21 protein-coding genes are annotated in these 24420 nt (G+C 71.0%); 9 read left to right on the forward strand and 12 right to left on the reverse strand.

The genetic code is table 11. The features are described from left to right. From E4099_RS04505 to E4099_RS04520, 4 genes are all read right to left on the reverse strand, one after another. Window positions 1-423, reverse strand: a 423-nt coding sequence (locus E4099_RS04505; protein ID WP_135337614.1) for a hypothetical protein, incomplete at its 3' end; no start/stop codon positions are given. Window positions 424-443: 20 nt separating this feature from the next. Next, window positions 444-2744, reverse strand: a complete 2301-nt coding sequence (locus E4099_RS04510) for a hypothetical protein (RefSeq protein WP_135337615.1) — start codon at window positions 2742-2744, stop codon at window positions 444-446. Beyond that, complete coding sequence (locus tag E4099_RS04515) at window positions 2741-3163, reverse strand: type VII secretion target (protein WP_135337616.1); 423 nt, start codon at window positions 3161-3163, stop codon at window positions 2741-2743. Before E4099_RS04515 ends, E4099_RS04510 begins: the two co-directional genes overlap by 4 nt. Before the next feature lie 151 nt (window positions 3164-3314). Continuing rightward, the gene (locus E4099_RS04520) at window positions 3315-4874 is read right to left on the reverse strand and encodes a class I adenylate-forming enzyme family protein (RefSeq protein ID WP_135337617.1); all 1560 of its coding nucleotides are present in this window, start codon (window positions 4872-4874) and stop codon (window positions 3315-3317) included. A gap of 97 nt (window positions 4875-4971) precedes the next feature. Here E4099_RS04520 and E4099_RS04525 point away from each other — a divergent pair, with 97 nt between their 5' ends. Further along, entirely contained in the window at window positions 4972-5892 is a 921-nt protein-coding gene (locus tag E4099_RS04525; RefSeq protein WP_135337618.1) for a LysR family transcriptional regulator, read from the forward strand. 90 nt (window positions 5893-5982) lie between these two features. On the opposite strand, the gene E4099_RS04530 is transcribed toward E4099_RS04525, so the two are convergent. Further along, complete coding sequence (locus E4099_RS04530) at window positions 5983-6951, reverse strand: NADP-dependent oxidoreductase (RefSeq protein ID WP_135337619.1); 969 nt, start codon at window positions 6949-6951, stop codon at window positions 5983-5985. A 126-nt stretch (window positions 6952-7077) separates the two neighbouring features. On the opposite strand from E4099_RS04530, the gene E4099_RS04535 reads away from it, so the two are divergent. Next, window positions 7078-8055 (forward strand): GlxA family transcriptional regulator, encoded by a 978-nt coding sequence (locus tag E4099_RS04535; RefSeq protein WP_135337620.1) that lies wholly within the window; start codon window positions 7078-7080, stop codon window positions 8053-8055. A 60-nt stretch (window positions 8056-8115) separates the two neighbouring features. On the opposite strand, the gene E4099_RS04540 is transcribed toward E4099_RS04535, so the two are convergent. Further along, window positions 8116-8682 carry an RBBP9/YdeN family alpha/beta hydrolase gene (locus tag E4099_RS04540; RefSeq protein WP_135337621.1) on the reverse strand — a complete coding sequence of 189 codons (567 nt, stop codon included), beginning with the start codon at window positions 8680-8682 and terminating at the stop codon, window positions 8116-8118. Between the two features lie 204 nt (window positions 8683-8886). Between E4099_RS04540 and E4099_RS04545 the strand changes: the two genes are divergently transcribed. From E4099_RS04545 to E4099_RS04555, 3 genes are all read left to right on the forward strand, one after another. Beyond that, window positions 8887-9360, forward strand: coding sequence for a carboxymuconolactone decarboxylase family protein (locus E4099_RS04545; RefSeq protein ID WP_135337622.1), 474 nt, complete (start codon window positions 8887-8889; stop codon window positions 9358-9360). A 46-nt stretch (window positions 9361-9406) separates the two neighbouring features. Further along, a complete protein-coding gene (locus E4099_RS04550) occupies window positions 9407-9790 on the forward strand; it encodes a DoxX family protein (protein ID WP_135337623.1) in 384 nt (127 codons plus the stop codon). Between the two features lie 212 nt (window positions 9791-10002). Continuing rightward, window positions 10003-10932: an RNA polymerase sigma-70 factor gene (locus E4099_RS04555; RefSeq protein WP_135337624.1), complete on the forward strand. Its 930-nt coding sequence runs from the start codon at window positions 10003-10005 to the stop codon at window positions 10930-10932. Between the two features lie 48 nt (window positions 10933-10980). On the opposite strand, the gene E4099_RS04560 is transcribed toward E4099_RS04555, so the two are convergent. Both E4099_RS04560 and E4099_RS04565 read right to left on the reverse strand, forming a co-directional pair. After that, window positions 10981-11763 carry a sulfite exporter TauE/SafE family protein gene (locus E4099_RS04560; protein ID WP_135337625.1) on the reverse strand — a complete coding sequence of 261 codons (783 nt, stop codon included), beginning with the start codon at window positions 11761-11763 and terminating at the stop codon, window positions 10981-10983. A 171-nt stretch (window positions 11764-11934) separates the two neighbouring features. Next, a complete protein-coding gene (locus E4099_RS04565) occupies window positions 11935-12879 on the reverse strand; it encodes an SMP-30/gluconolactonase/LRE family protein (RefSeq protein ID WP_135337626.1) in 945 nt (314 codons plus the stop codon). Window positions 12880-12980: 101 nt separating this feature from the next. On the opposite strand from E4099_RS04565, the gene E4099_RS04570 reads away from it, so the two are divergent. From E4099_RS04570 to E4099_RS04585, 4 genes are all read left to right on the forward strand, one after another. After that, window positions 12981-13433 carry an Lrp/AsnC family transcriptional regulator gene (locus E4099_RS04570; protein ID WP_135337627.1) on the forward strand — a complete coding sequence of 151 codons (453 nt, stop codon included), beginning with the start codon at window positions 12981-12983 and terminating at the stop codon, window positions 13431-13433. Between the two features lie 157 nt (window positions 13434-13590). Beyond that, window positions 13591-14847: an ABC transporter substrate-binding protein gene (locus E4099_RS04575; RefSeq protein WP_209446519.1), complete on the forward strand. Its 1257-nt coding sequence runs from the start codon at window positions 13591-13593 to the stop codon at window positions 14845-14847. Next, a complete protein-coding gene (locus tag E4099_RS04580) occupies window positions 14847-15770 on the forward strand; it encodes a carbohydrate ABC transporter permease (RefSeq protein ID WP_135337628.1) in 924 nt (307 codons plus the stop codon). Before E4099_RS04575 ends, E4099_RS04580 begins: the two co-directional genes overlap by 1 nt. A gap of 30 nt (window positions 15771-15800) precedes the next feature. Then, on the forward strand, window positions 15801-16637 hold the full coding sequence (locus E4099_RS04585; RefSeq protein ID WP_135337640.1) for a carbohydrate ABC transporter permease: 837 nt from the start codon (window positions 15801-15803) through the stop codon (window positions 16635-16637). Between the two features lie 12 nt (window positions 16638-16649). Here the strand turns inward: E4099_RS04585 and E4099_RS04590 are convergent, their stop codons facing one another. From E4099_RS04590 to E4099_RS04605, 4 genes are all read right to left on the reverse strand, one after another. Then, window positions 16650-17675, reverse strand: coding sequence for an ArsR/SmtB family transcription factor (locus E4099_RS04590; protein ID WP_135337629.1), 1026 nt, complete (start codon window positions 17673-17675; stop codon window positions 16650-16652). 440 nt (window positions 17676-18115) lie between these two features. Continuing rightward, a complete protein-coding gene (gene ppdK / locus E4099_RS04595) occupies window positions 18116-20830 on the reverse strand; it encodes a pyruvate, phosphate dikinase (RefSeq protein WP_135337630.1) in 2715 nt (904 codons plus the stop codon). A 424-nt stretch (window positions 20831-21254) separates the two neighbouring features. Beyond that, the gene (gene dusB, locus E4099_RS04600) at window positions 21255-22442 is read right to left on the reverse strand and encodes a tRNA dihydrouridine synthase DusB (RefSeq protein ID WP_135337631.1); all 1188 of its coding nucleotides are present in this window, start codon (window positions 22440-22442) and stop codon (window positions 21255-21257) included. A gap of 466 nt (window positions 22443-22908) precedes the next feature. Continuing rightward, window positions 22909-24291 carry a glycine--tRNA ligase gene (locus E4099_RS04605; protein ID WP_135337632.1) on the reverse strand — a complete coding sequence of 461 codons (1383 nt, stop codon included), beginning with the start codon at window positions 24289-24291 and terminating at the stop codon, window positions 22909-22911. Window positions 24292-24420 lie beyond the last annotated feature (129 nt).

Genomic DNA, 24420 nt, shown 5'->3' on the forward strand with positions numbered 1-24420 from the left:
CCACTCGCCCATGCGGTACTCGATGCTGCGGGAGTCGAGCTTCCCCTTCACCCGGCCCAGCCCCTCCGCCACCCGCCGGAAGCGCACGGAGACCAGCGGGCCCTCCCCGTCCGAGCCGAGGACGGCGCAGGCCACCGGGGGCGGGGGATCCCCCGTCTGCCCGGAATGCCGCAGCGCCCGGGCGCCGGCGGTCAGGGACGAGTCCTCGGCCTCGTGGAACCCGTCGCCTCCGTTCAGGGCCACCAGCCCCCGGCCGGCCGCCGCATCGAGACTGGACTCGCACAGCCTGGGCACCGGTGTGCCGGCCTCCTCCCCCGCCGAGCAGGACACCGCGCTCAGCGCCGCGCACAGGACCGCGGCGACCAGCTGCGGGGGTATCGGGGATCCGGCGCCCGGGCGGCGTCCGACTCGCTTGGGCATCATGCTCAACACCTGCCGTTCCTCTACGGAATGGGCTTCTGGCCCAGGCCCCTGGCCTCGCCCTGCAAACCCCAGTACGACTGCTTGATGGTGTCCACCGGGTCGTGCATCCCGTCCGTCTTGCCCCGGTACCCCTTGAGGTACTGCTCGAGCTCCCGGCTCAGATCGTCCTCACCGCGTTGGTAGAACTGACTCTCGTCCACGGGCGGGGGCATGTGCGGGCCGCCGAACACCGCGTCGCTGTGGAAGACCTTCGCGAATTCCGTGGCCCCGCCCATCACGATGGGTACGGCCACCCCCCAAGGCCCCGCCTTGCCCACGACGTTCACGATTCCCGCGGCCAGCGCGGGTGCCCCGGCGCTGAAGCCCACCCGGGTCCAGCCGGAGGAGTCCTGGAAGGCCTTCTGGGCCTCGGCGCTCTGGGCGTCGTAGGTGGCGGTGATCTGCGCGGCGCGGGAGTGGTCGAGGATGCCGCGGACCTCGGCCTCGGTCTTGAGCACCTCGATGCCCGTGTCGAAGCTGTGCTCGCCGCCATTGGCGGGGTTATGGGCCAACCGGTCCATGGTGTAGAGGTGTTCGGCCTGGTTCATGATGCCGTGCGCGGTCTCGTTGTGGCCCAGGGTGGTGAGGAATCCGATGGCCCCGGTGCGGCCGAAGTCCGCGTGCCCCTGATAGGCCACCGGATAGGCGTCCGGGCTCTCGCCGACGTTCCTGTCGCCGAATCCGCCGACATTGCGGTTGAGGTCGTCCACATAGGCCGCGCCCATGGCCCCCAGGCTGCCGGCGATCCCCGGCTGGTCGTGGAGCAACCGCGGGCCGTTCTTCCCGCCGTAGGTGTGGACGACCTGCTCCATCACATCCGCCGCCGCGGCGGTCCGCCGCTCCTCGCGCGGGTAGATGTCGGGGTTCCTGCCGGAGACCTCCGGGGCGTCCCAGGCGTAGCCGGTGGTGGCCGCGGTGAGGGCGTGGCCCAGCGCCTCGTGGCCGGGCAGGTCCTGCGGGCCGTTCCCGGCCACCCCGTCGAAGTCCCAGTTGCGGGTCTGGGTGAGGTACTTCAGGTGGGAGTTGAGGTCGGCGTCGCCCTCCACCCGGTCCTTGGACGTGGGCTGCTTGAAGAACTCCGTGGCGGCCTCGGGATTGTGCCCCAGTCCCTCCAGGAATCCGGTCACCGGGTCATGGCCGGTGTCGTCCTTGCGGCCGTTCAGGTTCAGCGCGTCGGAGTCCGCGGTGTTGGTCCAGTAGGGGAAGGGCCCCTTGGTGTTGTTCTTCCGGTCCCAGGCGACGAGCTTGTCACCGTAGGTGCCGAGGAAGGCCGAGTCGTACTGGCCGAAGCGCATGAGGTTGCTCATGATCTGGAAGCCGTAGGGGTGGGTGCGCCCCCCGCTGCTCTCCAGGCGCTCCGATCCCATCCGGATGACGTCCTCCTTCCACTTCCGCATCTCGGGGCTGTCCGAGTGGGAGGCGGTGGCGAGGGTGGTGCCGAGGCTCTGCTGGAGGGCCTTGGCATCCTTCCACCACGCCTTCTCATCGATCTTCGTGTCCGGGTACAGCGGGTTCCTCGGGTGCGTGGCGTTGTACCAGAGCTGGAGCGTCTTCTCGGGCCCCAGGCGGGTGGCGAACTGCTCGGCGAACTCCGGGTCGGCGCTGTGCCGGGACATCAGCAGGTTGAGCTGGTGCAGTTGGTCGGAGGTCATCCGGCCGTTGCCGATGCCGGCCAGCCGCACCGCGTCGCTGAGGTCCTGCCCGACCGCCTTGCGGGCCGCGTCGAGGCTGTCGTACGCGTTGCTGTTGAAGCCGCGGTCCTCCCCGTTGGGATCCGCGGTCAGGGCCGCGACCAGGGCGCTGTCCGCGTCGCTGGCCGCCTGGATCGCCTTGCGGGTGCGGTCCCGGAAGACGGCGAAGGTCTCCTGGTACGCCTTGTTCAGCTGCCCGGCGTTCTTGGTCCCGTCCTTGATCCGGACCGCGCCGTCCGTGGTGGTGTTCACCGTCAGGTCGGGGTACTCGGCCACCTCGGTGACGATGGCCTCCAGCTCCTTCTTGGCCCAGCTGAACTGCTTGTGCGCCTCGTCCAGTACGCCGTGGACCCGGCGGGCCTCCTCGGCCGCCGCGGTGATCTGCTCCTCCACTGCGCGGAGCTTCTTCCAGGCGGCGTCGGCGGTGTCACCCTCCCAGTCGGAGTTGGCCAGGCCCTGGGTGACATCGGTGCCGAAGTTGGTGCCGACCTGCTGGAACTTGCCCGGCGCCAGATTCCACTTGTCGATGGCCTCCTTGAGTGGGGCGAGGTCGGCGTTCTTCACATCGGTGTAGCTCAGCAGGTCGCTCACGGCTGGTTCCCCCCGGAGCCGCCGGAGCCGGTCGTGGGCGGTGTCCAGTGGTCCACGGCCTGGAAGGCGTCCGCGGAGGTCCGCAGGGCCTTCGCGGTACCGGTGAACTGGTCCTTCACAAAGGCCATCTGGTCCTTCCAGCGCTCCAGGAACGCGGTCACCGCCTCGTCGCAGGCGAACCCCTTGAGCGTTCCGGGAACCTCCCCCATCTCCTTCATGACGTCGTCGTCCGCCTTCGCGAACTGGCCGCGGACCGTCTCGGCCTTCTCGGCCCGCGCCCGCAGCGTGGAGTCGGTGACCTTCAGCCTGGGCTGCGGGCCCCCCGGGCCCGGTGCCCCGTCGACGCGGTCGAGCCGGGTCCCCCCGGCGGCCACCACCTGCCGCGCCTTCAGTCGCGCCCACTCGTCTTCGAACGACATCCGTCCCCCTCTGTTCCCGCCGGTGTCTGACGACGGCCCCCGTCAAGGCGGCGAAAAAGTAACAACCGTACGGAAACTGGGGATGACGCGAAGATGAGCGAGCGGGGCACCGGGCGTGACACCCCGGACCGTCGGCGAATTCGAGGGGTCGTTACGCCCGGTGCGCGGCCATCTCCCGCAGCAGCCGCTTGTCCGGCTTGCCCGCGTCGGTGAGCGGGATCTCCGGCAGCACGTGGAGCGCGCTCGGGGCGTACATCGCCCCCTGGTGCCGGGTGACGAACTCCTTGATCCCCGGCAGGTCCACGGTCTCCCCCGGGGTCGGCACCACCGCGGCGTGCACCTCCTCGGTGGCGTCCGCGCCGGTCACCCCGAACACCGCGCAGTGGGCCACCGCCGGGTGGGTGAGCAGCAGTTCCTCCAGCTCGGCCGGGTACACATGGCCGCCCACCACGATGATCATGTCCTTGAGCCGGTCCACCAGGAAGAGATGGCCGTCCTCGTCCAGGTAGCCGGCGTCCCCGGTGTGCACCCAGCCGTCGCGCAGCACCTGCCGGGTCAACTCGGGCTGCTTCCAGTAGCCCTTCATCATCATCGGGGTGCGCACCTGGACCTCGCCCACCTGCCCGGTCGGCAGCGCCCTGCCCTGGCCGTCCCGGATCGCGATCTCCACCCCGGGCCCGGCCCGGCCCGCGGTGACCTGCCCGCCGCGGCCGGTCACCCCGTGTTCGTCCGGACCGACCTCGCTGATGTGGCCCGCCTCGGCCTGCCCGTACAGGCCGTGCAGCACCGGACCGAGCACCTCGATCGCCTGCCGCAGGCGCGCGGGGGACGCGGCGCAGCCACCGTAAGTGACCCGGCGCAGGCTGGCCATCCGGGGGTCCGGTCCCTCGGCCCGCTCGGGGTCGCGGGTGCCGGCCACCTCGTCCAGCAGCCGGTAGAGCAGCGGCGGCAGCAGCCACAGGTGGGTGATCCGCTCCCGTCGCACCGCCTCCAGCACCGCACCGGGCTCGAAGCCGTGCTGCAGGAAGACCTGCCCGCCGGCGAAGATCGCGGCGTCCGAGAGGAGCCCGGCCACATGCGCCAGCGAGGTGCAGGCCAGGAAGCGGGGGTGGGGGGCCATGTGCCCGGCGCTCCACCGCATCTGCCGGAGGTACGGGCCGTGGGTCATCCGGACGCCCTTGGGGATGCCGGTGGTGCCACCGGTGTGCCGGATGCACCAGTCGTCCTCGGGGCGCGCGGCTCCCGCGATCCGCCGTCCCGCCTGGCGTGCGGCGGCGGCGTTCAGGTCCTCCGCGACCGGGCTCGGTCCGAAGGAGAGCATCCGCTCCGCCGTCACCTTCGCCAGCTCCTGGACCCCCTCTCGCAGCTCCGGGTCCACCAGCAGCAGGGCCGCCTCCACGCTCGTCACGATCTGGGCCAGCACCTCCGGGGCCATGCCCTGGTAGAGGAAGACCACCCGGGCACCCAGCAGGTTCACCGCGTACCGGGCGCTGAGGGCCTCCGGCCGGTTGCCGGAGTACAGGGCGACCGTGTCGCCGCGGCCGATGCCCCGGTCGGCGAGTTCCGCGGCGATCCGGTGCACCTCGTCATGGACCTGGCCCGCCGTGATGTGCCGGCCCTCGGCGCTGACCAGCACCGTACGGTCCGGATCGTGGGCGAGCTGGTCGAGCGTCGACTCCACATAGCTGACAAAGAGCTGTTGTTCCGTCATGTCACCGACGCTAGAAGGCATCGTTCATACCTTCCACGACCAATTCCGTCATGAAACGATGCGTTCGGGGTTATGAGCGATCCGAAGGGGGACGGACGTGGACCTGTCGGCACTGCGCTGCTTCCAGGCGGTGGCACGCCATGAGCACATCAGCCGGGCGGCGGAGGAGCTGCGGGTCGCCCAGCCCTCGGTGAGCCGCACCATCGCCCGGCTGGAACGGGAGTTGGGGGTCCCGCTCTTCCACCGCCAGGGCCGCCGCATCCGTCTGAACCGCTATGGCCAGACCCTGCTGCGCCGGGTCGACCGGGCGCTGCACGAGCTGGACGACGCCCGCCGGGAGCTGACCGACGCGGCGGGGCTGCACCAGGGCAGCGTGTCGGTGGCCGCGGAGACCATGCTGACGCTCACCGGCGCCCTGACCGCCTACCGGGCCGCCCACCCGGAGGTCGCCGTCCATCTGCACCAGGTCGCCGCCGCCGCCATGCCGGGTCGGCTGCGGGCCCGGGAGGTCGACTTCTGCCTGGCCTCCCAGCCGCTGGCCGGACCCTCCCTGCACGGCATCGACCTGGCGCGCGAGCAGGTGCTGCTCGCCGTCGCCGAGGCCCATCCACTCGCCGGCCGCGAGCGGGTGACCGTACCGGAACTGGCCGACGAGCCGTTCATCACCACCCGGCCCGGCCTGTGGCAACGCGCCTTACTGGAGCGGCTGTTCGCGCGGCACGGGCTGCGCCCCCGGATCACCTGCGACGGCGAGGAGCCGGGCGCCATCCAGCACCTGGTGAGCGCGGGACTGGGCATCGGGCTGCTGCCCGCGATGTCCCGCCAGGCCGCCCCGACGGCGGCCCCGGTCCGCTGGCTGCGTCTGGACGCGCCCGACTGCGTGCGCACCCTGACCCTGGTCTGGCACGCGGACGCCTATCTGTCCACCGCCGCGCGCCGCTTCCGCGACCTGGTCGTCGCGGACCTGAGCGACGGCACGGCCTCCGGCCGCGTCCGCACCCTGCCCCCGGCGCGGTAGCCTGCGGCGCGGGGAGCCGATGGAGGCGTCGATCCCCGCCGGAAGGCGCACCGCAGCGCCGCGCGCGGGGGGCTGGGCGGGCCGGTCAGGTCATGGCGTGACGGTCAGGACGATCTTTCCGGTGGTGCGGCCGGTCTCGCCCAGCGTGTGGGCCGCGGCGGCGTCCTCCAGCGGGAAGACCGCGTCGGCGATCACCCGCAGGCGCCCGCCCTCGACCAGCTTGGCGATCTCGCGCAGGCCCTGCCGGTCGGGCTCGACGAGCATGAACCCCGCCCACACGCCGGCCGCCTCGACCTCCGCGTGGGGGAAGGTGTCGTCCAGGGGCAGCAGGGAGACCAGCTTCCCGCCCGGGCGCAGGGTCCGCAGGGAGTGGGCCCAGTTGGCACCGCCGATCGCGTCCACGACGATGTCGACGTCGCGGACGGTCTCGGCGACGTCCCGGGTGCGGTAGTCGATCAGTTCGTCCGCGCCCAGGGAGCGCAGCAGATCGTGCTTGGCGGCGCTGGCGGTGCCGATCACATGGGCGCCGCGGGCCTTGGCGATCTGGACGGCCAGGTGTCCGACGCCACCCGCGGCGGCGTGGATGAGGACGCGCTGGCCGGGCCGGACGTCGGCGGTGTCGACGAGAGCCTGCCAGGCGGTGAGCCCGGCCAGCGGCAGGGCACCCGACTCGATGTGGGTCAGGCCCCGGGGGCGGCGGGCGAAGTGGCGGGCCGGGGCGGTGACGTACTCCGCGTAGGCGCCGGCCGAGTGCGGGAAGCGCGGCATCCCGAAGACCTCGTCACCCGGCTGGAAGAGGGTCACCCCGTCGCCGACCTCCTCGACCACCCCGGAGACGTCGAACCCCAGGGTGAAGGGGGGCCGCGTCCCGTCGGGGAAGGCACCCCACCCCCGGATCTTCCAGTCGGAGGGGTTCACGCCCGCCGCGTGCACCCGGACCAGGATCTCGCCCCGGTCCGGCTCCGGGCGCCTGGTCCGGATGACCTTGAGTACATCGGGGGCTCCGGCGGTGTCCTGGGAGACGGCACGCATGGTGGGGGTGGTGGCGGCCTGGGACATGAGGGTGTTCTCCTTCTGTGCGCTTTCTTTGGGTTTGCTCCGATTTCCTCGGGCGCCTCACCAGACTGCCGAGCCCCGGGCGCCCCCAGTAGCCATGTGCGTGCCAGGGCCTGAAAAGATCTGGCCATGCACCGCGTTGGCGTTCTGGCACTGGACGGCGTCATCCCCTTCGAACTCGGGATCCCCGCCCGCATCTTCGGCGCCGCCCGCGACCGGGCGGGCAACCCGCTGTACGCGGTGACCACGTGCAGCCTCGACGGTGGACCGGTGCGGGCCGCGGCCGACTACGACCTCACCGTCAGCCATGACGCCTCCCTGCTGGCCGACGTCGACACCGTCGTCATCCCGTCCACCCACGCCCTGGGCCCCATCCGCGAGGAGGGCCGCCTGCCCGCCGCGTTACGCGACGCCCTGGCCGCCGTCCGCCCCGGCACCCGGATCGTGGGCATCTGCACCGCCACGTACGTCCTGGCCGCCGCGGGGCTCCTCGACCACCGCCCGGCCACCACCCACTGGCGCGAAGCGGAGCGCCTGCAACGGATGTTCCCCACCACTCGCGTCGACCCCGACGTGCTCTTCGTCGACGACGGCGACATCCTCACCTCCGCCGGCGTCGCCGCGGGAATCGACCTGTGCCTGCACCTCGTCCGCCGCGACCACGGCAGCGGGATCGCCAACGACGTCGCCCGCTCCTGCGTGGTGCCGCCCTGGCGGGACGGCGGACAGGCCCAGTTCATCCAGCGCCCGGTCCCCGACCCGGCGGCCACCGGCACCGCCCGCACCCAGGCATGGGCCATGGAACGGCTGGGCGAACCCCTCGTCCTGGCCGACCTGGCCTCCCACGCCGGCATGAGCGTGCGCACCTTCACCCGCCGCTTCCGCGAGGAGACCGGCACCACCCCCGGCCAGTGGCTGATCCGCCAGCGCGTCGACCTGGCCCGCCACTACCTGGAGACCACGGACTGGCCGGTCGACCTCGTGGCCCACCGGGCCGGGTTCGGCACCGGCGCCTCCCTGCGCCGGCACCTCCACGCGGCCATCGGCGTCACCCCCCAGGCCTACCGCCGCACCTTCCGCCCCGCCGCCGCGGACGCGGCCGCCTGAACGTCGGGTTCCGGCGGTCCGGGTGGCCGGGGCGCCCAGGTCCTCCGGTGCCGGTCCGCGTCACGGAGTGAGGGCTTCCAGGGCCTCGGGCAGCGTGGTGAAGCCGTCGGAGGCGAGGAAGTGGCCGGCTCCGGGGACCACCGTGACGGGCACCCCCAGCCGCTCGGCGAGGCGGTCGGTGTGCCCGGACGGAACCAGCGGGTCCGCGTCCGACCGCATCACCACGAGTCGGCCGACGCGGTCCGCGAGCCCGTCCACTTCGCAGCCGTCCCCGATGTAGGCGTCGAGCTCCGGGAGTGCGGGCAGCCGGTCGAGGAATCCGGAGACCAGCACGAGGGTGCCCAGGCGCCAGGGGTCGGGAAGCGCGCACAGATGGCGCAGCACGGTGAGGCACCCCAGGCTGTGCGCGACGATCGCCGAGTGCTCGTCAGGGGTGCCGACGCCGGCGCGCAGGGCCTCCGCCCACCGCCCGGGGTCGGGGTGGTCCGGATCGGGGAGAGCCGGGATCACGGTCGGGACGCCGTCCGCCTCCAGTCGCTCGGCGAGCCAGCCGAACCAGTGGTCCTCGGGGGTCGCGCCGTAGCCGTGGATGATCGCAGCACGTGACAGGGTCGTTTCGGTCTTCATGCCTCGGGACGGTAGGGGCTCACATCGGTGTGAAGGTCAAGCCGGTGAGCGGCGCCGATCGGCGGACCGGCCCGGAAGTCCGGTGTGAACGCGCGGCCGTCGCGACTCGACCGGGAGACGCAGGTCACATCCAGCCATGTCACAGGGGCACCGGGTCACTCCGTCTCATGGGTGTAGTCACTGACGACCACCAAGGAGCACACCATGGACGCGCGACTGGACTTCTTCGCCGACCCGACCGGTGGCAGGACCCTCAAGCACTTCATGTCGGCGGGCAAGACGATCCAGGAGTCGTCGCTGCCGGCCGCGACGCGGGAGCTGGTGGCGCTGCGCGTGAGCCAGATCAACGGCTGCGCGGTCTGCCTCGACATGCACACCAAGGAGATGGCCGCCGCGGGCGAGACCTCGGTGCGGCTGAACCTGGTCGCCGCCTGGCGGGAGGCCACCGTCTTCTCCGAGGCCGAGCGGGCCGCGCTGGCGCTGGCGGAGGCGGGGACCCGGGTCGCCGACGGGGCCGGCGGGGTCGGCGACGAGGTGTGGGCGGCCGCGGCCAAGCACTTCGACCAGGAGCAGCTCACCGCCCTGGTGATCCTGATCTCCTTCATGAACTCGGTGAACCGGCTGAACATCATCACCCAGCAGCCGGCCGGCAGCTACGAGGTCGGCCAGTTCCACTGAGCGGCGAGGACGAGGAGAAGACACCGGGCGACGGGAACGTGAACTCATGAACCTCGCACTGTGGATCGGTGCCGGACTGCTGGCCGCGGTGGCCCTGTTCGGCGGTCTGGTCAAACTCGTGGTGCCCACGCAGAAACTGGCCGCGGCCAAGGGCGCGGGATGGGTCGCGGACCTCGGCGGCGGTTTCGTCAAGACCCTCGGCGGCCTGGAGGTTCTGGCCGCACTGGGCCTGATCCTGCCCGCCGTGGTCGACACCGCGCCGGTCATGGTGCCGGTGACGGCCGTGTGCTGGGTCCTGCTGATGATCGGCGCGATGGCCACCCATGGTCGGCGCCGCGAGTTCCCGCTGGTGGCGGTGAACCTGTTCTATCTCGCGGTCGCGGTGTTCGTGGCGTGGGGCCGCTTCGGCCCCGAGTCCTTCACCGGCTGACCGGCCGCACCGCACGGCCCCCGATCGACCGGCCCGTTCCGGTCCGTACCGGGGGCCGGCGGACGGCCTCTCGGCATCGGCCCGGAGCCCGCCATGGGCTCCGGGCCCCGGGCATTACCCTGACCTGCCGGCGGTCCGGGTGATCACCACAAGGAAGCCCGTACCCGACCGGTGCGGCCGGGTACGCGGACGGAAGAAGACGGGGTTTCGGTGTGAACAAGGTCGAGGAGTTCGAGGAGCTGCGGCCGCTGCTGTTCTCGATCGCCTACCGGATTCTGGGCAGTGTGGCCGAGGCCGAGGACGCGGTGCAGGAGACCTGGCTGCGCTTCGACGGCTCATCGACGCGGCCCGTGTCGACCAGGGCCTTTCTGTCGACCACGGTGACCCGGATCTCGATCGACGTGCTGCGGTCCGCGCGGGTGCGGCGGGAGGAGTACGTGGGCCCGTGGTTCCCGGAGCCGCTGCTGAGCGACCCGTACCAGGATCCGGCACGGGCCGCGGAGTTGGCCGACTCGGTGTCGATGGCGGCACTGCTGCTGCTGGAGCGGCTCAGCCCGCTGGAGCGCTCGGTGTTCGTGCTGCGGGAGGTGTTCGCCTTCGGGTTCGACGAGGTCGCCGCCGCGGTGGGGCGCTCGGAGGCGGCCTGCCGTCAGCTGCTGGTGCGAGCCCGCCGGCACATGGAGGACGGGCGGCCCCGGTTCGCGGCGGACCGGCAGGAGCGGCAGGAGTTGGCGACGCGGTTCTTCGACGCCCTGACCAACGGTGATGTGGGCGGGCTGCGGAACCTGCTGGCCGCCGATGTGCAACTGGCCGGGGACGGCGGTGGCAAGGCCCCGCAGCTGGCCAAGGCCGTGGTGGGCGCGGTGAACGTGGCCCGGGTGCTGGGCACGATCTTCCCCTTGCTGAGCCGGGTCGACGTGACCTTCGAGCAGCGCGAGGTCAACGGGCAGCCGGGCGCCATCTTCCGCGACCGGGACGGCAGGGTGCTGCACACCCTGGCCCTCGATGTGCTGGACGGACGGATCCAGGCCGTCCGCACGGTGATCAACCCGGACAAGCTCGGCCACCTCGGGCCGGTCGCGGACGCCTGGGCCATCGACCGCGAGGTGAAGCAGGCCCGCCGGCGGTCCGCCCGGGCCTGAGCGGCGCGCGGGCCCCGGTACGCCTACGCCCAGTGGCCGGCCTTCTGGTCAGGAGGCCAGCCACTGGTCGTAGGCGAGCTTGCACACCAGCGAGACGACGACCACGACCAGCACGCCCCGGACGAAGCCGTTCCCCTTCTTGAGTGCCATCCGGGCGCCGATGGTGCCGCCGGCGAGGTTGAAGACGGCCATCAGCCCGGCCAGCCGCCACAGCACATGGCCCTGGTAGGCGAAGGTCGCCAGGGCGCCGAGGTTGGTGCAGACATTGACCACCTTGGAGGTGGCGGAGGCGGTCACCAGGTTCATCCGCATGGTGGCCACCAGCGCGATGACCAGGAAGGTGCCGGTGCCGGGGCCGACCAGCCCGTCATAGAAGCCGATGCCCAGACCGGCGATCAGGATGCCGGCGATGACCCTCCCCCGGGTCAGCGCGCCCAGGGCGGGGGCGGTGCCGAAGGCCGGGCGGAGCAGTACGAAGGCGAGGACGGCCAGCAGCACCGCCATGATCAGGGGGCGCAGCACCGCGCTGTCGATGCCGGCCGCGAAGAACGCCCCGGCCAGCGAGCCGCCCGCCGCGGCGAGCCCGATCCGTATCCCGGCCTTCATGTCCACCAGCCCCTTGCGGGTGTAGGTGGCGGCGGCGGCCGAGGTACCGACGATGGAGACCGCCTTGTTGGTGCCCAGCACGTACACCGGCGGCATGTCGGGCACGCCGACCAGCAGGGCGGGGAGTTGCAGCAGGCCGCCGCCGCCCACCACCGCGTCGATCCAACCGGCCGCCGCGGCGGCCAGGCAGAGCAGGACGACCGTGGTCAGGGATATATCAGGCATGATCATGACCGTACGGCCCGCCGGCCGGGCGCTCACCGGCGGGGTCGGCGCCGGGCCTCCTGGCCGGACCTGGGCAGCCGCGGGTCCGGCTCCCCGAGGAGGCGCCGCACGGGATTCCGAGGGGAGGCGCCGGGGGGCGGCGGGGAGCCCCCGGCGAGGGGACGTGGCCCGCTACCGCCAGCGCCTGGCTCCCGGGCCGGTCGGATGCGTGCCCGTGACACCCATGATGGCCGAGTAGAGGGTGGTCTCCGCCGCGATGAACAGGCGGTTCCGCTTGGCGCCGCCCCAGGCGATGTTGGCGACCCTCTCGGGGACGTTCAGCCGCCCGATCAGCGTGCCGTCGGGGGCGTAGCAGTGCACGCCGTCGTCCATCGCGGCCACCCAGAGCCTGCCGCCGTCGTCGAAGCGGAGGTTGTCGAAGCGGGCGGACCCGCGGGCCGAGGCGTCGGCGAAGACCTTGCCGTCCGAGAGGGTGCCGTCCTCGCGTACGTCGAAGACCCGGATGACGCCGGCCCGGGTGTCGGAGACGAACAGCTGCCGCTCGTCGGCCGAGAAGACCAGGCCGTTGGGGGCGCCGAAGCAGTCGGCGACCAGGTCGACCGAGCCGTCGGCCGGGTCGATCCGGTACACGTTGTTGGAGCCGATCTCGCTCTCCGCGCGGTGGCCCTCGTAGTCACTGGTGATGCCGAAGTCCGGGTCGGAGAACCAGATCGAGCCGTCGGACTTCACCGTCGCGTCGTTCGGGCTGTTGAGCCGCTTGCCCTGCCAGCGGTCGGCCAGCACCGTGACGGTGCCGTCGTGCTCGGTCCGGGTCACCCGGCGGTTGCCCTGCTCGCAGGTGATCAGGCGGCCCTCGCGGTCGAGGGTGTTGCCGTTGGTGTGCCCGGCGGTGCGGCGGAAGACGCCGACCGCGCCGGACTCCTCGTCCCACCGCAGCATCCGGTCGTTGGGGATGTCACTCCAGACCAACTGCCGCCAGGCGGGCAGGTACAGGGGCCCCTCGGCCCAGCGGCAGCCGGTGTACAGGACCTCCAGGGCCTCATCGCCGTTCATGCACCGCCCGGTGCGGAACCGGTCGTCGAACATCTCGTACAGCGCGGGGCGCTCGGTGGTCATGCGCGTCCTCCCCATCCAGCGTGGAGCAGATCTCCTATGGCGAAGAGCATAGATCGCCAGATGAGATACGGTTGTCGAACAGTTCTATCGAATGGAATGCAATGGATCACATCGACCGGGTGCTGCTGGCACAGCTGCAGGAGGACGCCGCCCAGTCCTACGCCGCGCTGGGCCGGGCCGTGGGCCTCTCCGCAGGCGCCGCCCATGAGCGGGTGCGGAAGCTGCGGGAGCGCGGCGCGATCCGGCGCACCGCCGCCGAGGTGGACCCGGAGGCGGTGGGGGCCGGTGTGCTGGCCTATGTGACGGTCGAGTCGACCTCCTGGATGGGGGACACCGCGGAGGCCTTCGCCGCGCTCCCCGAGGTGCTGGAGGCCCACATCATCGCCGGCAGCGCCTCGGTGCTGGTGAAGGTCAGGACCGCGACCACCCGGCAGTTGCAGGACGTGCTGCGCCGGATCTACGCGATCGACGGAGTCAGCGGAACGCGGGCCACGGTGGTCCTGGAGACCTTCTTCGAGCGGCAGGTCTCCCCGCTCCTCGCGGACCAGGACTGACCGGCGGCGCCGCGGCCAGGGAGCCGATCCCCGACCCCACGCGCGACTTCCCGCCCATCGACATACCGGCGCAACAAGTCTGTCGTAATCCCGCTCCATGGTTGATCGTTGAGCCGTACGATGCACGGCCTGGTCATCTCAGCGAGGGGGCACCGCCATGTCCATCAGCCGCAGACGACTGCTCGGCGCCGGTACCGGGGCCGCGCTGACCGGCGCGTTGACCGCCGCGTGCGGTTCGAACACCGGCCGCGACGACGGCGGCTCGGGGCCGCGGATAGAGCAGTGGTACCACCAGTACGGGGAGTCGGGCACCGAGCAGGCGGTGCGGCGGTACGCCGGCGCCTACAAGCAGGCGGACGTCTCCATCCAGTGGCGGCCGGGCAACTACGACCAGCAGACCGCCGCCGCCCTGCTCACCGACTCCGGCCCGGACGTCTTCGAGGTCAACGGCCCGAGCCTGGACCAGATCCAGGCCGAACAGGTGGTCGACCTCACCGATCTGCTGTCCGGGGTGAAGGACGACTTCAACCCGGCGGCGCTGGCACCCAAGATCCACGATGGGAGGATCTGGGCGGTGCCGCAGGTGGTGGACACCCAGCTGCTGTACTACCGCAAGAGCCTGCTGGACGACGCCGGGGTGGAGCCGCCGAAGTCCCTGGACGAACTGGTCGACGCGGCGCGGAAACTCACCACCGGCAAGGTCAAGGGGCTGTTCCTGGGCAATGACGGCGGACCCGGCGTGCTGGAGGCCACCCCGCTGTACGCGGCCGGACTGTCGCCGGTCACCGAGGAGGGCAAGGTCGGCTTCGACGACCCGGCCGCCGCCCGCACCCTCGGCAAGCTGCGCCGGCTCCACCAGGACAAGTCGCTGCTGCTGGGCGCCCCCTCGGACTGGTCGGACCCCTCGGCCCTGCTCCAGGGGCTGACCGCGATGCAGTGGTCCGGGCTGTGGGCGCTGCCGCGGATCGCCAAGGAGCTGGGGGACGACTTCGGGGTGCTGCCCTTCCCCAAGGACGGGGCCGGTGCGCCCGCGGTGCCGGTGGGCGCGTACGGGGCGGCGGTCAGCGCCCGCAGCAAGCACCAGCGGGAGGCCAAGGCGTATGTGAAGTGGCTGTGGGTGGACCGCACCGACTACCAGGAGGACTTCGCGCTCTCCTACGGATTCCACATCCCGGCCCGGCTCTCGCTGGCCAAGAAGGCGGCCACACTGCGCAAGGGCCCGGCGGCCGAGGTGGTGGGCTTCACCACCGACCACGGCTTCGCGCAGCCGCTGCTGTGGACCACCGCCGCCCGCACCGCGTACCGGGACGCGCTCAGCCGCATCGTCAAGGACGGCGCGAACCCGGAGAGCGAGCTGCGGGCAGTGGTCCGCAAGACCGAGTCCGAGCTGCGGCGCGTGCGGAAGAAGCACTGATGGCGCCGGTGGTGCGGAAACTGCTGGGGCCGCAGAACCGCAATCTGTGGTTCTGGGTGTTCGTCGGCCCATTCGCCATCGGCCTCACCCTGTTCACCTACGTACCGCTGTGCTGGAGCGTCTACCTCAGCTTCTTCGACGCGCACAACACCGTCTCGCCCACCGACTTCGTGGGCCTGGACAACTACACGGCGATGCTGGGCGATGACGCCTTCACCGACAGCCTGGTGACCTTCGGGCTGTTCACCGCGTTCATCGTGCCGGCCACCTTCGTGCTGTCGCTCTCGCTGGCGCTGATGGTGAACCGGCTGCGCTGGGCCCAGGCGTTCTTCCGCTCGGTGTTCTTCCTCCCGGTCGCCTGCAGCTATGTGGTCGCGGCGCTGATATGGAAGATGTCGCTGTTCAGCGGGGTGCGTTTCGGGCTGGTGAACACCGTGCTCGGCTGGTTCGGGGTGGACCAGATCGCCTGGCTGTCCACCACCGACCCGCCCTGGTACTGGCTGGTGATCGTGACGGTGCGGCTGTGGTTGCAGACCGGCTTCTACATGGTGCTGTTCCTGGCCGGCCTGCAGCGCATCCCGCCCCTGCTGTACGAGGCGGCGGCGGTGGACGGGGCCCGGCCGGGCTGGCAGACCTTCCGGTACGTCACCTTCCCGCAGCTGCGGGCCACCTCGGTGGCGGTGGTGCTGCTGCTGGTGATCAACGCCTTCCAGGCCTTCGACGAGTTCTACAACCTGCTGTCGGACGCCCGCGGCTACCCGCCGTACGCCCGTCCGCCGCTGGTCTACCTCTACTACACCGCGCTGGGGCAGGAGCAGAACCTGGGGCTGGGCAGCGCGGGCGCGGTGATCCTGGCCCTGATCATCGCGCTGGTCACGGTGGCGCAGGCCCGCTTCTTCAGGCTCGGCCGGAAGGAGGACTGAGCCGTGGACCGGCGACGCGGACCCGTGGACATGCACGACGGGCTGGTGCGGGTGGGGCGGGCGCTGCGGCTGGTGCTGCTGATCGTCCTGGCGCTGCTCTTCCTGATCCCGTTCTATCTGCTGGTGCGCAACGGGCTCTCCCGCGAGGCGGACATCACCGCCGCGGACTGGACCTTCTTCCCCCGCGACATCCAGTGGTCCAACATCACCGAGCTGTTCCAGGACCCCGATGTGCCGATGGCCCGGGCGCTGCTGAACTCCTCGCTGATAGCGGTGGCCACCACCGTGGGCACCCTGCTGCTGGCCTCGCTGGCCGGGTACGGGCTGGCCCGGATCCCGTACCGGTACGCGGGGGTGGTCTTCTACTGGATCCTGGGCACCCTGATGGTGCCGGCCGCGGTCACCTTCGTGCCGAGCTTCGTGCTGGTGTCCTCGCTGGGGTGGGTGTCCACGATGCGCGGCCTGGTGGTGCCGACGCTGTTCAGCGCGTTCGCGGCGTTCATCTTCCGGCAGTACTTCCTGGGTTTCCCCCGGGAGTTGGAGGACGCGGCGCGGGTGGACGGGCTGGGGTACTGGCGCACCTACTGGCGGGTGGTGGTGCCCAACTCACGGCCGGTGTTCGCGGCCGTCGGCACCATCGTCTTCATCGGCGCCTGGAACTCCTTCCTGTGGCCGCTGGTCATCGGACAGGACCGGAACGCCTGGACGGTGCAGGTGGCGCTCTCCACCTTCAACACCGCGCAGACGGTGCGGGTCCATGAGCTGTTCGTCGCCTCGGCGGTCTCCATCCTGCCGCTGCTGCTGGTCTTCCTGCTGCTCCAGCGGCACATCGTGGCGGGGGTGGAACGCTCCGGGATCGACGACTGAGACCAGCGCCCCTTACGGGGCGCTCGGCTCGCGCAACCGCTCCGCCGGTGCGCCGCCGCGCAGCAGGGCGGCGCCCAGCGGGGTCAGGGTGTGCAGCACCGCGCCGCCCTGGCGCAGCGTGTGCAGCAGCCCGGCCTCCCGCAGCACACTGGCGTGCTGGCTGGCCGAGGCCAGTGAGACCCCGACCCGGCGGGCGAGTTCGCTGGTGGTGCAGCCGCCGCCCACTCCCTGGAGCACCGCGGAGCGGGTCTGTCCGACCAGCTTGCTCAGCGAGCCGGACGGCTTCGCGGGGAACGCCGTCGGCTGCCGCAGCGGTCGCGGCGGGGCGCCGGCCGGGGAGTGCTCCACCGGGTAGACCAGCACCGGGGTGAGTTCCGGGCTGAAGAAGGTCACCGGGGTGCGCCGGCAGAAGAAGGACGGGAGCAGCAGCAGTCCGCGGCCGCCGAGGAACAGGTCCCGGTCGGTGGGGTAGTCGACCTCCAGCACCGGGGAGCGCCAGCGCATGGTGGGCGGCAGTGAGGACAGCAGTCCGTCCGCCCCGCCGTCCAGTAACGCCCGGCCGCGGGTGGCCCGGTCGGCCTCGATACGGGCCTGGATGTGCGACCAGTACGGAGCGATCGCGGCCCGGTGGTAGGCGCGCAGCGCCCCGATCAGCCGGTCGAGGGCGCGGCCGCCGCCCTGGGCCAGGTCGAGGATCCAGCCGGGCAGCGGGCGGCCGGTGGCCAACCGGCCCACCTCGGTGTGGAGTCGGGGCTCCGGAGTGGCCCGCAGGGCGTCCATCGCGGCGTCCGCGCCGATTATTCCTTCGGCGGGTGTCAGGAAGTCCGGGAAATAGCCGCGCGGTGGAATCAGCGGGGCCAACAGGCGCGTTTCACCGTTCAATCGGGCGCGTGTTTCCGAGCGCCATTCGCCGTATACCGGCTCTGCCTGTTTGTCTCTGAGCCGATGGAAACTCAGTACGGTTTCCCAGAGAGCGTCCGGGCGGGTCGCCATCCGCAACCGCGCCAGATCGAGTTCACGGAAATGAACACGTAGCACCAGGACCCCCACGCGTGTGACATCCGTGGCCACCCCCCGATCACGGATGAGTATGCACACTAACACAGCCAGTCACCATGCCCTTTTGGCCACGGTTGAAACGGGTCGCGGAGCCAGTGTGACAAGCGGAAAGCTGTTCTCAGGAAAGCGCGGGTAAACACCAGTGCGACATCCGTGGACGTCCACAATTCAACAGGCGGTGCTCAGGGCCTGGATGCTCGTTCCCGTGGGGGGTGACGAGTGACGTACCGACCGCTGAGCACTTTGTTGCCGCTCGGGCCGATGCGAGCGGCAACGGCTCCCGTGGGGGGAGTGAGAGGGGGCGGCACCTCCGCACAGAGTGCCGCCCCCTTGCAATCCGGAGCCGTCCGGCCGGGGTGAGGGTTTCGGAATCCCCGGGCCGGCTCCGGTGGCTGTTCGGTCCTCCTCGCCCGTGGCGGTCAGCGGCTGTCGCTACCGCTGCTCCGGGTCGCCGCGCGGCCAGCCTCCAGGCGCGCCACCGGGATCCGGAAGGGCGAGCAGGAGACGTAGTCCAGGCCCACCTCGTGGAAGAAGTGGACGGACTCCGGGTCGCCGCCGTGCTCGCCGCAGACGCCGAGCTTGAGGTCGGGGCGGGTGGCCCGGCCGGCCTGCGCGGCGGAGCGGACCAGCGAGCCCACGCCGTCCCGGTCGATGGTCTCGAACGGGCTGACGCCGAAGATGCCCTTCTCCAGGTACGCGGTGAAGAAGCTGGCCTCCACGTCGTCGCGGGAGAAGCCCCACACGGTCTGGGTCAGGTCGTTGGTGCCGAAGGAGAAGAAGTCGGCCGACTCGGCGATCTGGCCGGCGGTCAGCGCGGCCCGCGGCAGCTCGATCATGGTGCCCAGGGTGAGCTTGAGGTCCACGCCCCGCGCCTGCTCCACCTCGGCGATGACCTGCTCCGCCTCCTCGCGGACGATCTCCAGCTCCTGGACGGTGCCGACCAGCGGGATCATGATCTCCGCGCGCGGGTCGCCGTTGGCGTTCCGGCGCTCCGCGGCGGCCTCCGCGATGGCCCGTACCTGCATCGCGAACAGGCCCGGGATGACCAGCCCGAGGCGGACTCCGCGCAGACCCAGCATCGGGTTCTGCTCGTGCAGCTTGTGCACCGCCTGGAGCAGCCGCAGGTCGTTCTCGTTGCCGTCCTTGCGGGCCTCGGCGAGCGCGACCCGCACCGACAGCTCGGTGATGTCGGGCAGGAACTCGTGCAGCGGCGGGTCGAGCAGCCGGACGGTGACCGGGAGCCCGTCCATCGCCTCGAACAGCTCCACGAAGTCGGCCTTCTGCAGCGGCAGCAGGGCGCCCAGCGCCTCGTCGCGCTCCTCGTCGGTGTCGGCCAGGATCAGCCGCTCGACCATCTCGCGGCGCTCGCCGAGGAACATGTGCTCGGTGCGGCACAGGCCGATGCCCTGGGCGCCGAAGCGGCGGGCGCGGCCGGCGTCCTCGGCGTTGTCGGCGTTGGCCCGCACCCGCAGCCGGCGGACCCGGTCCGCGTAGGCCATGATCCGGTGCACGGCCTTGACCAGCTCGTCGGCGTCGTCGGCGCCGGCGTGCATGCGGCCCTCGAAGTACTCCACCACCGGGGACGGTACGACCGGTACCTCACCGCGGTACACCTTGCCGGTGGAGCCGTCGATGGAGATGAGGTCGCCCTCCTCGATGACCGAGCCGTCGGCGACGGTCATCCGCCGCTGCTTGGTGTCCACCTCCAGCTCCTCGGCGCCGCAGACACAGGTCTTGCCCATGCCGCGGGCGACCACGGCGGCGTGCGAGGTCTTGCCGCCGCGCGAGGTGAGGATGCCCTCGGCGGCGATCATGCCGTTGAGGTCGTCCGGGTTGGTCTCGCGGCGGATCAGGATGACCCGCTCACCGGAGCGCGACCACTTGACGGCGGTGTACGAGTCGAAGACGGCCTTGCCGACCGCGGCACCCGGCGAGGCGGCGATGCCGCGGCCGAGCAGCTCGGTGGCGGCGGCCTCGTCGAAGCGCGGGAACATCAGCTGCGCCAGCTGGCCGCCGGTGACCCGCTGGAGCGCCTCGGCCTCGTCGATCAGGCCCTGGTCGACCAGCTGGGTGGCGATCCGGAACGCGGCCCCGGCGGTGCGCTTGCCCACCCGGGTCTGCAGCATCCACAGCTTGCCGCGCTCGATGGTGAACTCGATGTCGCACAGGTCCTTGTAGTGCGTCTCCAGCGTCTCCATGATCTGCATCAGCTGGTCGTAGGACGCCTTGTCGATCTGCTCCAGATCGGCGAGCGGCACGGTGTTACGGATGCCCGCCACCACGTCCTCGCCCTGGGCGTTCTGCAGGTAGTCGCCGTAGACGCCCTGCTGGCCGCTGGCCGGGTCGCGGGTGAAGGCGACGCCGGTGCCCGAGTCGGGGCCGAGGTTGCCGAAGACCATGGAGCAGATGTTGACCGCGGTGCCCAGGTCGCCGGGGATGCGCTCCTGGCGGCGGTAGAGCTTGGCGCGCTCGCCGTTCCAGGAGTCGAAGACCGCGCGGACCGCCAGGTCCATCTGCTCGCGGGGCTGCTGCGGGAAGTCGCGGCCGGTCTCCCGGGCGACGATCTCCTTGAACCGGGTGACCAGCCGCTTGAGGTCCGCGGCGTCCAGGTCCACGTCGACGGTGACGCCCTTGGCCTGCTTGGCCTCGTCCAGGGCCTCCTCGAACAGGTCGCCGTCCACGCCCAGCACGGTCTTGCCGAACATCTGGATGAGTCGGCGGTAGGAGTCCCAGGCGAACCGCTCGTCGCCGGCCTGGGCGGCGAGCCCGGCCACCGAGGCGTCGGAGAGGCCGATGTTGAGGACGGTGTCCATCATGCCGGGCATGGAGAACTTGGCGCCCGAGCGCACCGACACCAACAGTGGATTATCGGCCTGGCCGAGCTTCTTGCCCATGGTGGCCTCGAGCGCTTCGAGGTGGGCGGTCACCTCGTCACGGAGTGCCAGGGGCTCCTCGCCGCTCTCCAGGTAGACCCGGCAGGCATCGGTGGTGATGGTGAAGCCCGGAGGGACCGGAAGGCCCAGGTTGGTCATCTCGGCGAGGTTGGCGCCCTTGCCGCCGAGCAGGTCCTTGAGGTCTTTGTTGCCCTCGGTGAAGTCGTAAACGAACTTCTGCTGCGCTTGTGTTTCCGACATCGACTCGACTCCTCCTGGGGTCCCCCCGGACGAGGGTGGGGGGAGGCTGCCCTGACGGCGAGGAACATACCCAGATCGAAGGCTCATCGGTACGTCCACTCGTGCGTCATACGGTCGTAACGACCCCTCTGCCAGGAGATCGAAAGTGGCAGATCAGATGAGCGCACCCCAGGTGTCCGTTCATTAGTCGAACACATACTCACTCAGGGTGGCCGTGAAACGTGGTTCGCCACACCGAGCGTGGCATTCACGAGACAAGTTCGAAGATCATAGGGGTGGCACTCCGTGCCACCCCTATGAGAGATGCAGTCGCTCGAAAATTGCTCATATGAGCAAACCCGGTATCAGGCGTGGCGAGAATCACGCCTTGCCGGATGGCCGGATCCCAGCATTCGGACCCCCTGACGTGATCGAAACGGCGACATCATCCGCCCGAAGTGTCCATTTCTGCACCCTCGCCGACCGATGCGTGCTCATACGGGTCGTCCAACCAGCCGTCCGGTAGCACCACCCGATTGCGCCCCGAGGTACGCCCCCGGGGGCCGTCGGCGCCCGCGGGCCATTTCTGGTCGAGTTCCAGATCGCTCATCAGAGCGTCCAGTTCGTCCAGGGATGAGGTGATTGCCAGGCGCTTGCGCATCTCCGAGCCGATGGAGAAGCCCTTGGTGTACCAGGCGACGTGCTTGCGGAAGTCGATGACACCCCGCTCCTCGTCCTCCAGCCACTCGGCCAGCAGCTCCGCGTGCCGCCGCATCACCGCCGCCACCTGGCGCAGGGTGGGCGTCGCCGGGGCCGCGGTGCCCTCGAAGGCGGCCACCAGATCGCCGAAGAGCCAGGGCCGGCCCAGGCAGCCGCGGCCCACCACGACCCCGTCGCAGCCGGTCTCGCGCACCATCCGCACCGCGTCCTCGGCGCACCAGATGTCGCCGTTGCCCAGCACCGGGATCTCCGGCACGGCCTCCTTCAGCCGGGCGATCGCCTCCCAGTCCGCCGTGCCGCCGTAGTGCTGCGCCGCGGTGCGGCCGTGCAGGGCGATGGCGGTGACCCCCTCCTCGACCGCGATCCGGCCCGCGTCCAGGTAGGTGAGGTGGTCGTCGTCGATGCCCTTGCGCATCTTCATCGTCACCGGCAGCTCCCCGGCGCCGGTCACCGCCTCGCGCAGGATGGCGCGGAGCAGGTGCCGCTTGTACGGCAGCGCCGAGCCGCCGCCCTTGCGGGTCACCTTGGGGACCGGGCAGCCGAAGTTCAGGTCGATGTGGTCGGCGAGGTCCTCCTCGACGATCATCCGCACCGCCTTGCCCACGGTCACCGGGTCCACCCCGTACAGCTGGATGGAGCGCGGCTGCTCGGAGCTGTCGAAGTGGACCAGCCGCATGGTCTTGGCGTCCCGCTCGACCAGCGCCCGGGTGGTGATCATCTCGCTGACGAACAGCCCCTTGCCGACGGCGGCCGCGGTCCTCGGGGCGCCTCCCTGGGCCTCCCAGCCGACACCCGCGGCGAACTCGCGGCACAGGGTGCGGAAGGGCGCGTTGGTGATCCCGGCCATCGGCGCGAGCACCACCGGCGGCCAGACCGTGTGCGGTCCGATCTGCAGCTGCCTCGTCTGGGTCATGGAACCGGCTTCCTCAGGGTGGTACGCAGGGCGTGGCGGACAGGGGCGGACCTCCCATTGTCCCGCACCCGCGAGGCGGCCGGTCCGCGGCCGTACGAGCACGGCGCAGCGGGAGGGGCGTACGGCGACACCGGTGGGTCGGGGCGCACCGGCGGAGCCACGATGCCTGTGGTGGACGGCCCGCGTCGGCGAGCCGGCGGCGGTCCGCGGCCGTGTGCGGCGGTCGTTCGAACGTGAGGGGGAGAGAGGGCGCGAGGCGGCCGGTCCGCGGCCGTACGGCGCCGGGGGCTCGCCTGAGCGCGAGGTGGGAGTGCGGGCCGGCGGAGCCGCCCGCGTGACGCCGGAGGCGGGGAGGCGTGGCGTACGGCAGGCTCTCCGCGTACGGCGGGGTGTCCGGTGTACGGCAAGGGCCCCCGACCCCCTCTGAGGGGAGCCGGAGGCCCTTGGCGCGGTGGTGCCGACGGGGTCAGCAGCCGATGAGGCGGCCGCCCAGGTAGGCCTGGATCTGGTCCAGGGAGACGCGCTCCTGCTTCATCGTGTCGCGCTCGCGCACGGTGACCGCGTTGTCCTCGAGGGTGTCGAAGTCGACGGTGACGCAGAACGGGGTGCCGATCTCGTCCTGGCGGCGGTAGCGGCGGCCGATGGCGCCCGCGTCGTCGAAGTCGATGTTCCAGTGCTTGCGCAGGTCCGTGGCGAGTCCCTTGGCCTTCGGGGACAGCTCCGGGTTGCGGGACAGGGGCAGCACCGCGACCTTGACCGGCGCCAGGCGCGGGTCGAGGCGCATCACGGTGCGCTTCTCCATCTTGCCCTTGGCGTTCGGCGCCTCGTCCTCGAAGTAGGCGTCGAGCATGAAGGCGAGCATGGCGCGGCCCACGCCGGCGGCCGGCTCGATGACGAACGGGGTCCAGCGCTCACCGGCCTCCTGGTCGAAGTACGACAGGTCCTGGCCGGACGCCTTGGAGTGCGCCTTGAGGTCGTAGTCGGTGCGGTTGGCCACGCCCTCCAGCTCGCCCCACTCGGCGCCGCCGAAGTTGAAGCGGTACTCGATGTCCGCGGTGCGCTTGGAGTAGTGGGACAGCTTCTCCTTGGGGTGCTCGTACCAGCGGATGTTCTCCTCCCGCAGGCCGAGGTCCCGGTACCAGTTCCAGCGCTGGTCCATCCAGTACTGCTGCCAGTCCTCGTCCTCACCCGGCTTGCAGAAGAACTCCATCTCCATCTGCTCGAACTCGCGGGTGCGGAAGATGAAGTTGCCCGGGGTGATCTCGTTCCGGAAGGACTTGCCGATCTGGGCGATGCCGAACGGCGGCTTCCGGCGCGAGGTCTGCTGGACCTGCATGAAGTTGGTGAAGATGCCCTGGGCGGTCTCCGGGCGCAGGTAGGCGACCGAGCCGGAGTCCTGGGTGGGGCCGAGGTGGGTGGAGAGCAGGCCGGAGAACTGCTTGGGCTCGGTGAAGCCGCCCTTGTTGCCGCAGTTCGGGCAGTTGATGTCGGCGAGGCCGTTGGCCGGGGCCTTGCCGTGCTTGGCCTCGTACGCCTCCTCCAGGTGGTCGGCGCGGAAGCGCTTGTGGCAGGAGGTGCACTCGGTGAGCGGGTCGGTGAAGGTGGCGACGTGACCGGACGCCTCCCAGACCTCGCGGGCCAGGATCACCGAGGAGTCGAGGCCGACCACATCGTCACGCGAGGTGACCATGGAGCGCCACCACTGCCGCTTGATGTTCTCCTTCAGTTCCACACCGAGCGGTCCGTAGTCCCAGGCGGCGCGCTGGCCGCCGTAGATCTCACTGCAGGGGTAGACGAAGCCACGGCGCTTGCTCAGGCTGACGATGCTGTCGATCTTGTCGGCGGCCACGGTGCTCTCTTCATTGATGACGACGAAGCGAATGCCTCAGGTTACCGGCGCGTGCACCCCCTGGATCAAATCGGATGCGGGTCGGACGGCCCCCGACCGGCCTTGTTGACAATGGTTTCCACTTTTGTT

Source organism: Streptomyces palmae, assembly GCF_004684805.1.
Classification (GTDB): domain Bacteria; phylum Actinomycetota; class Actinomycetes; order Streptomycetales; family Streptomycetaceae; genus Streptomyces; species Streptomyces palmae.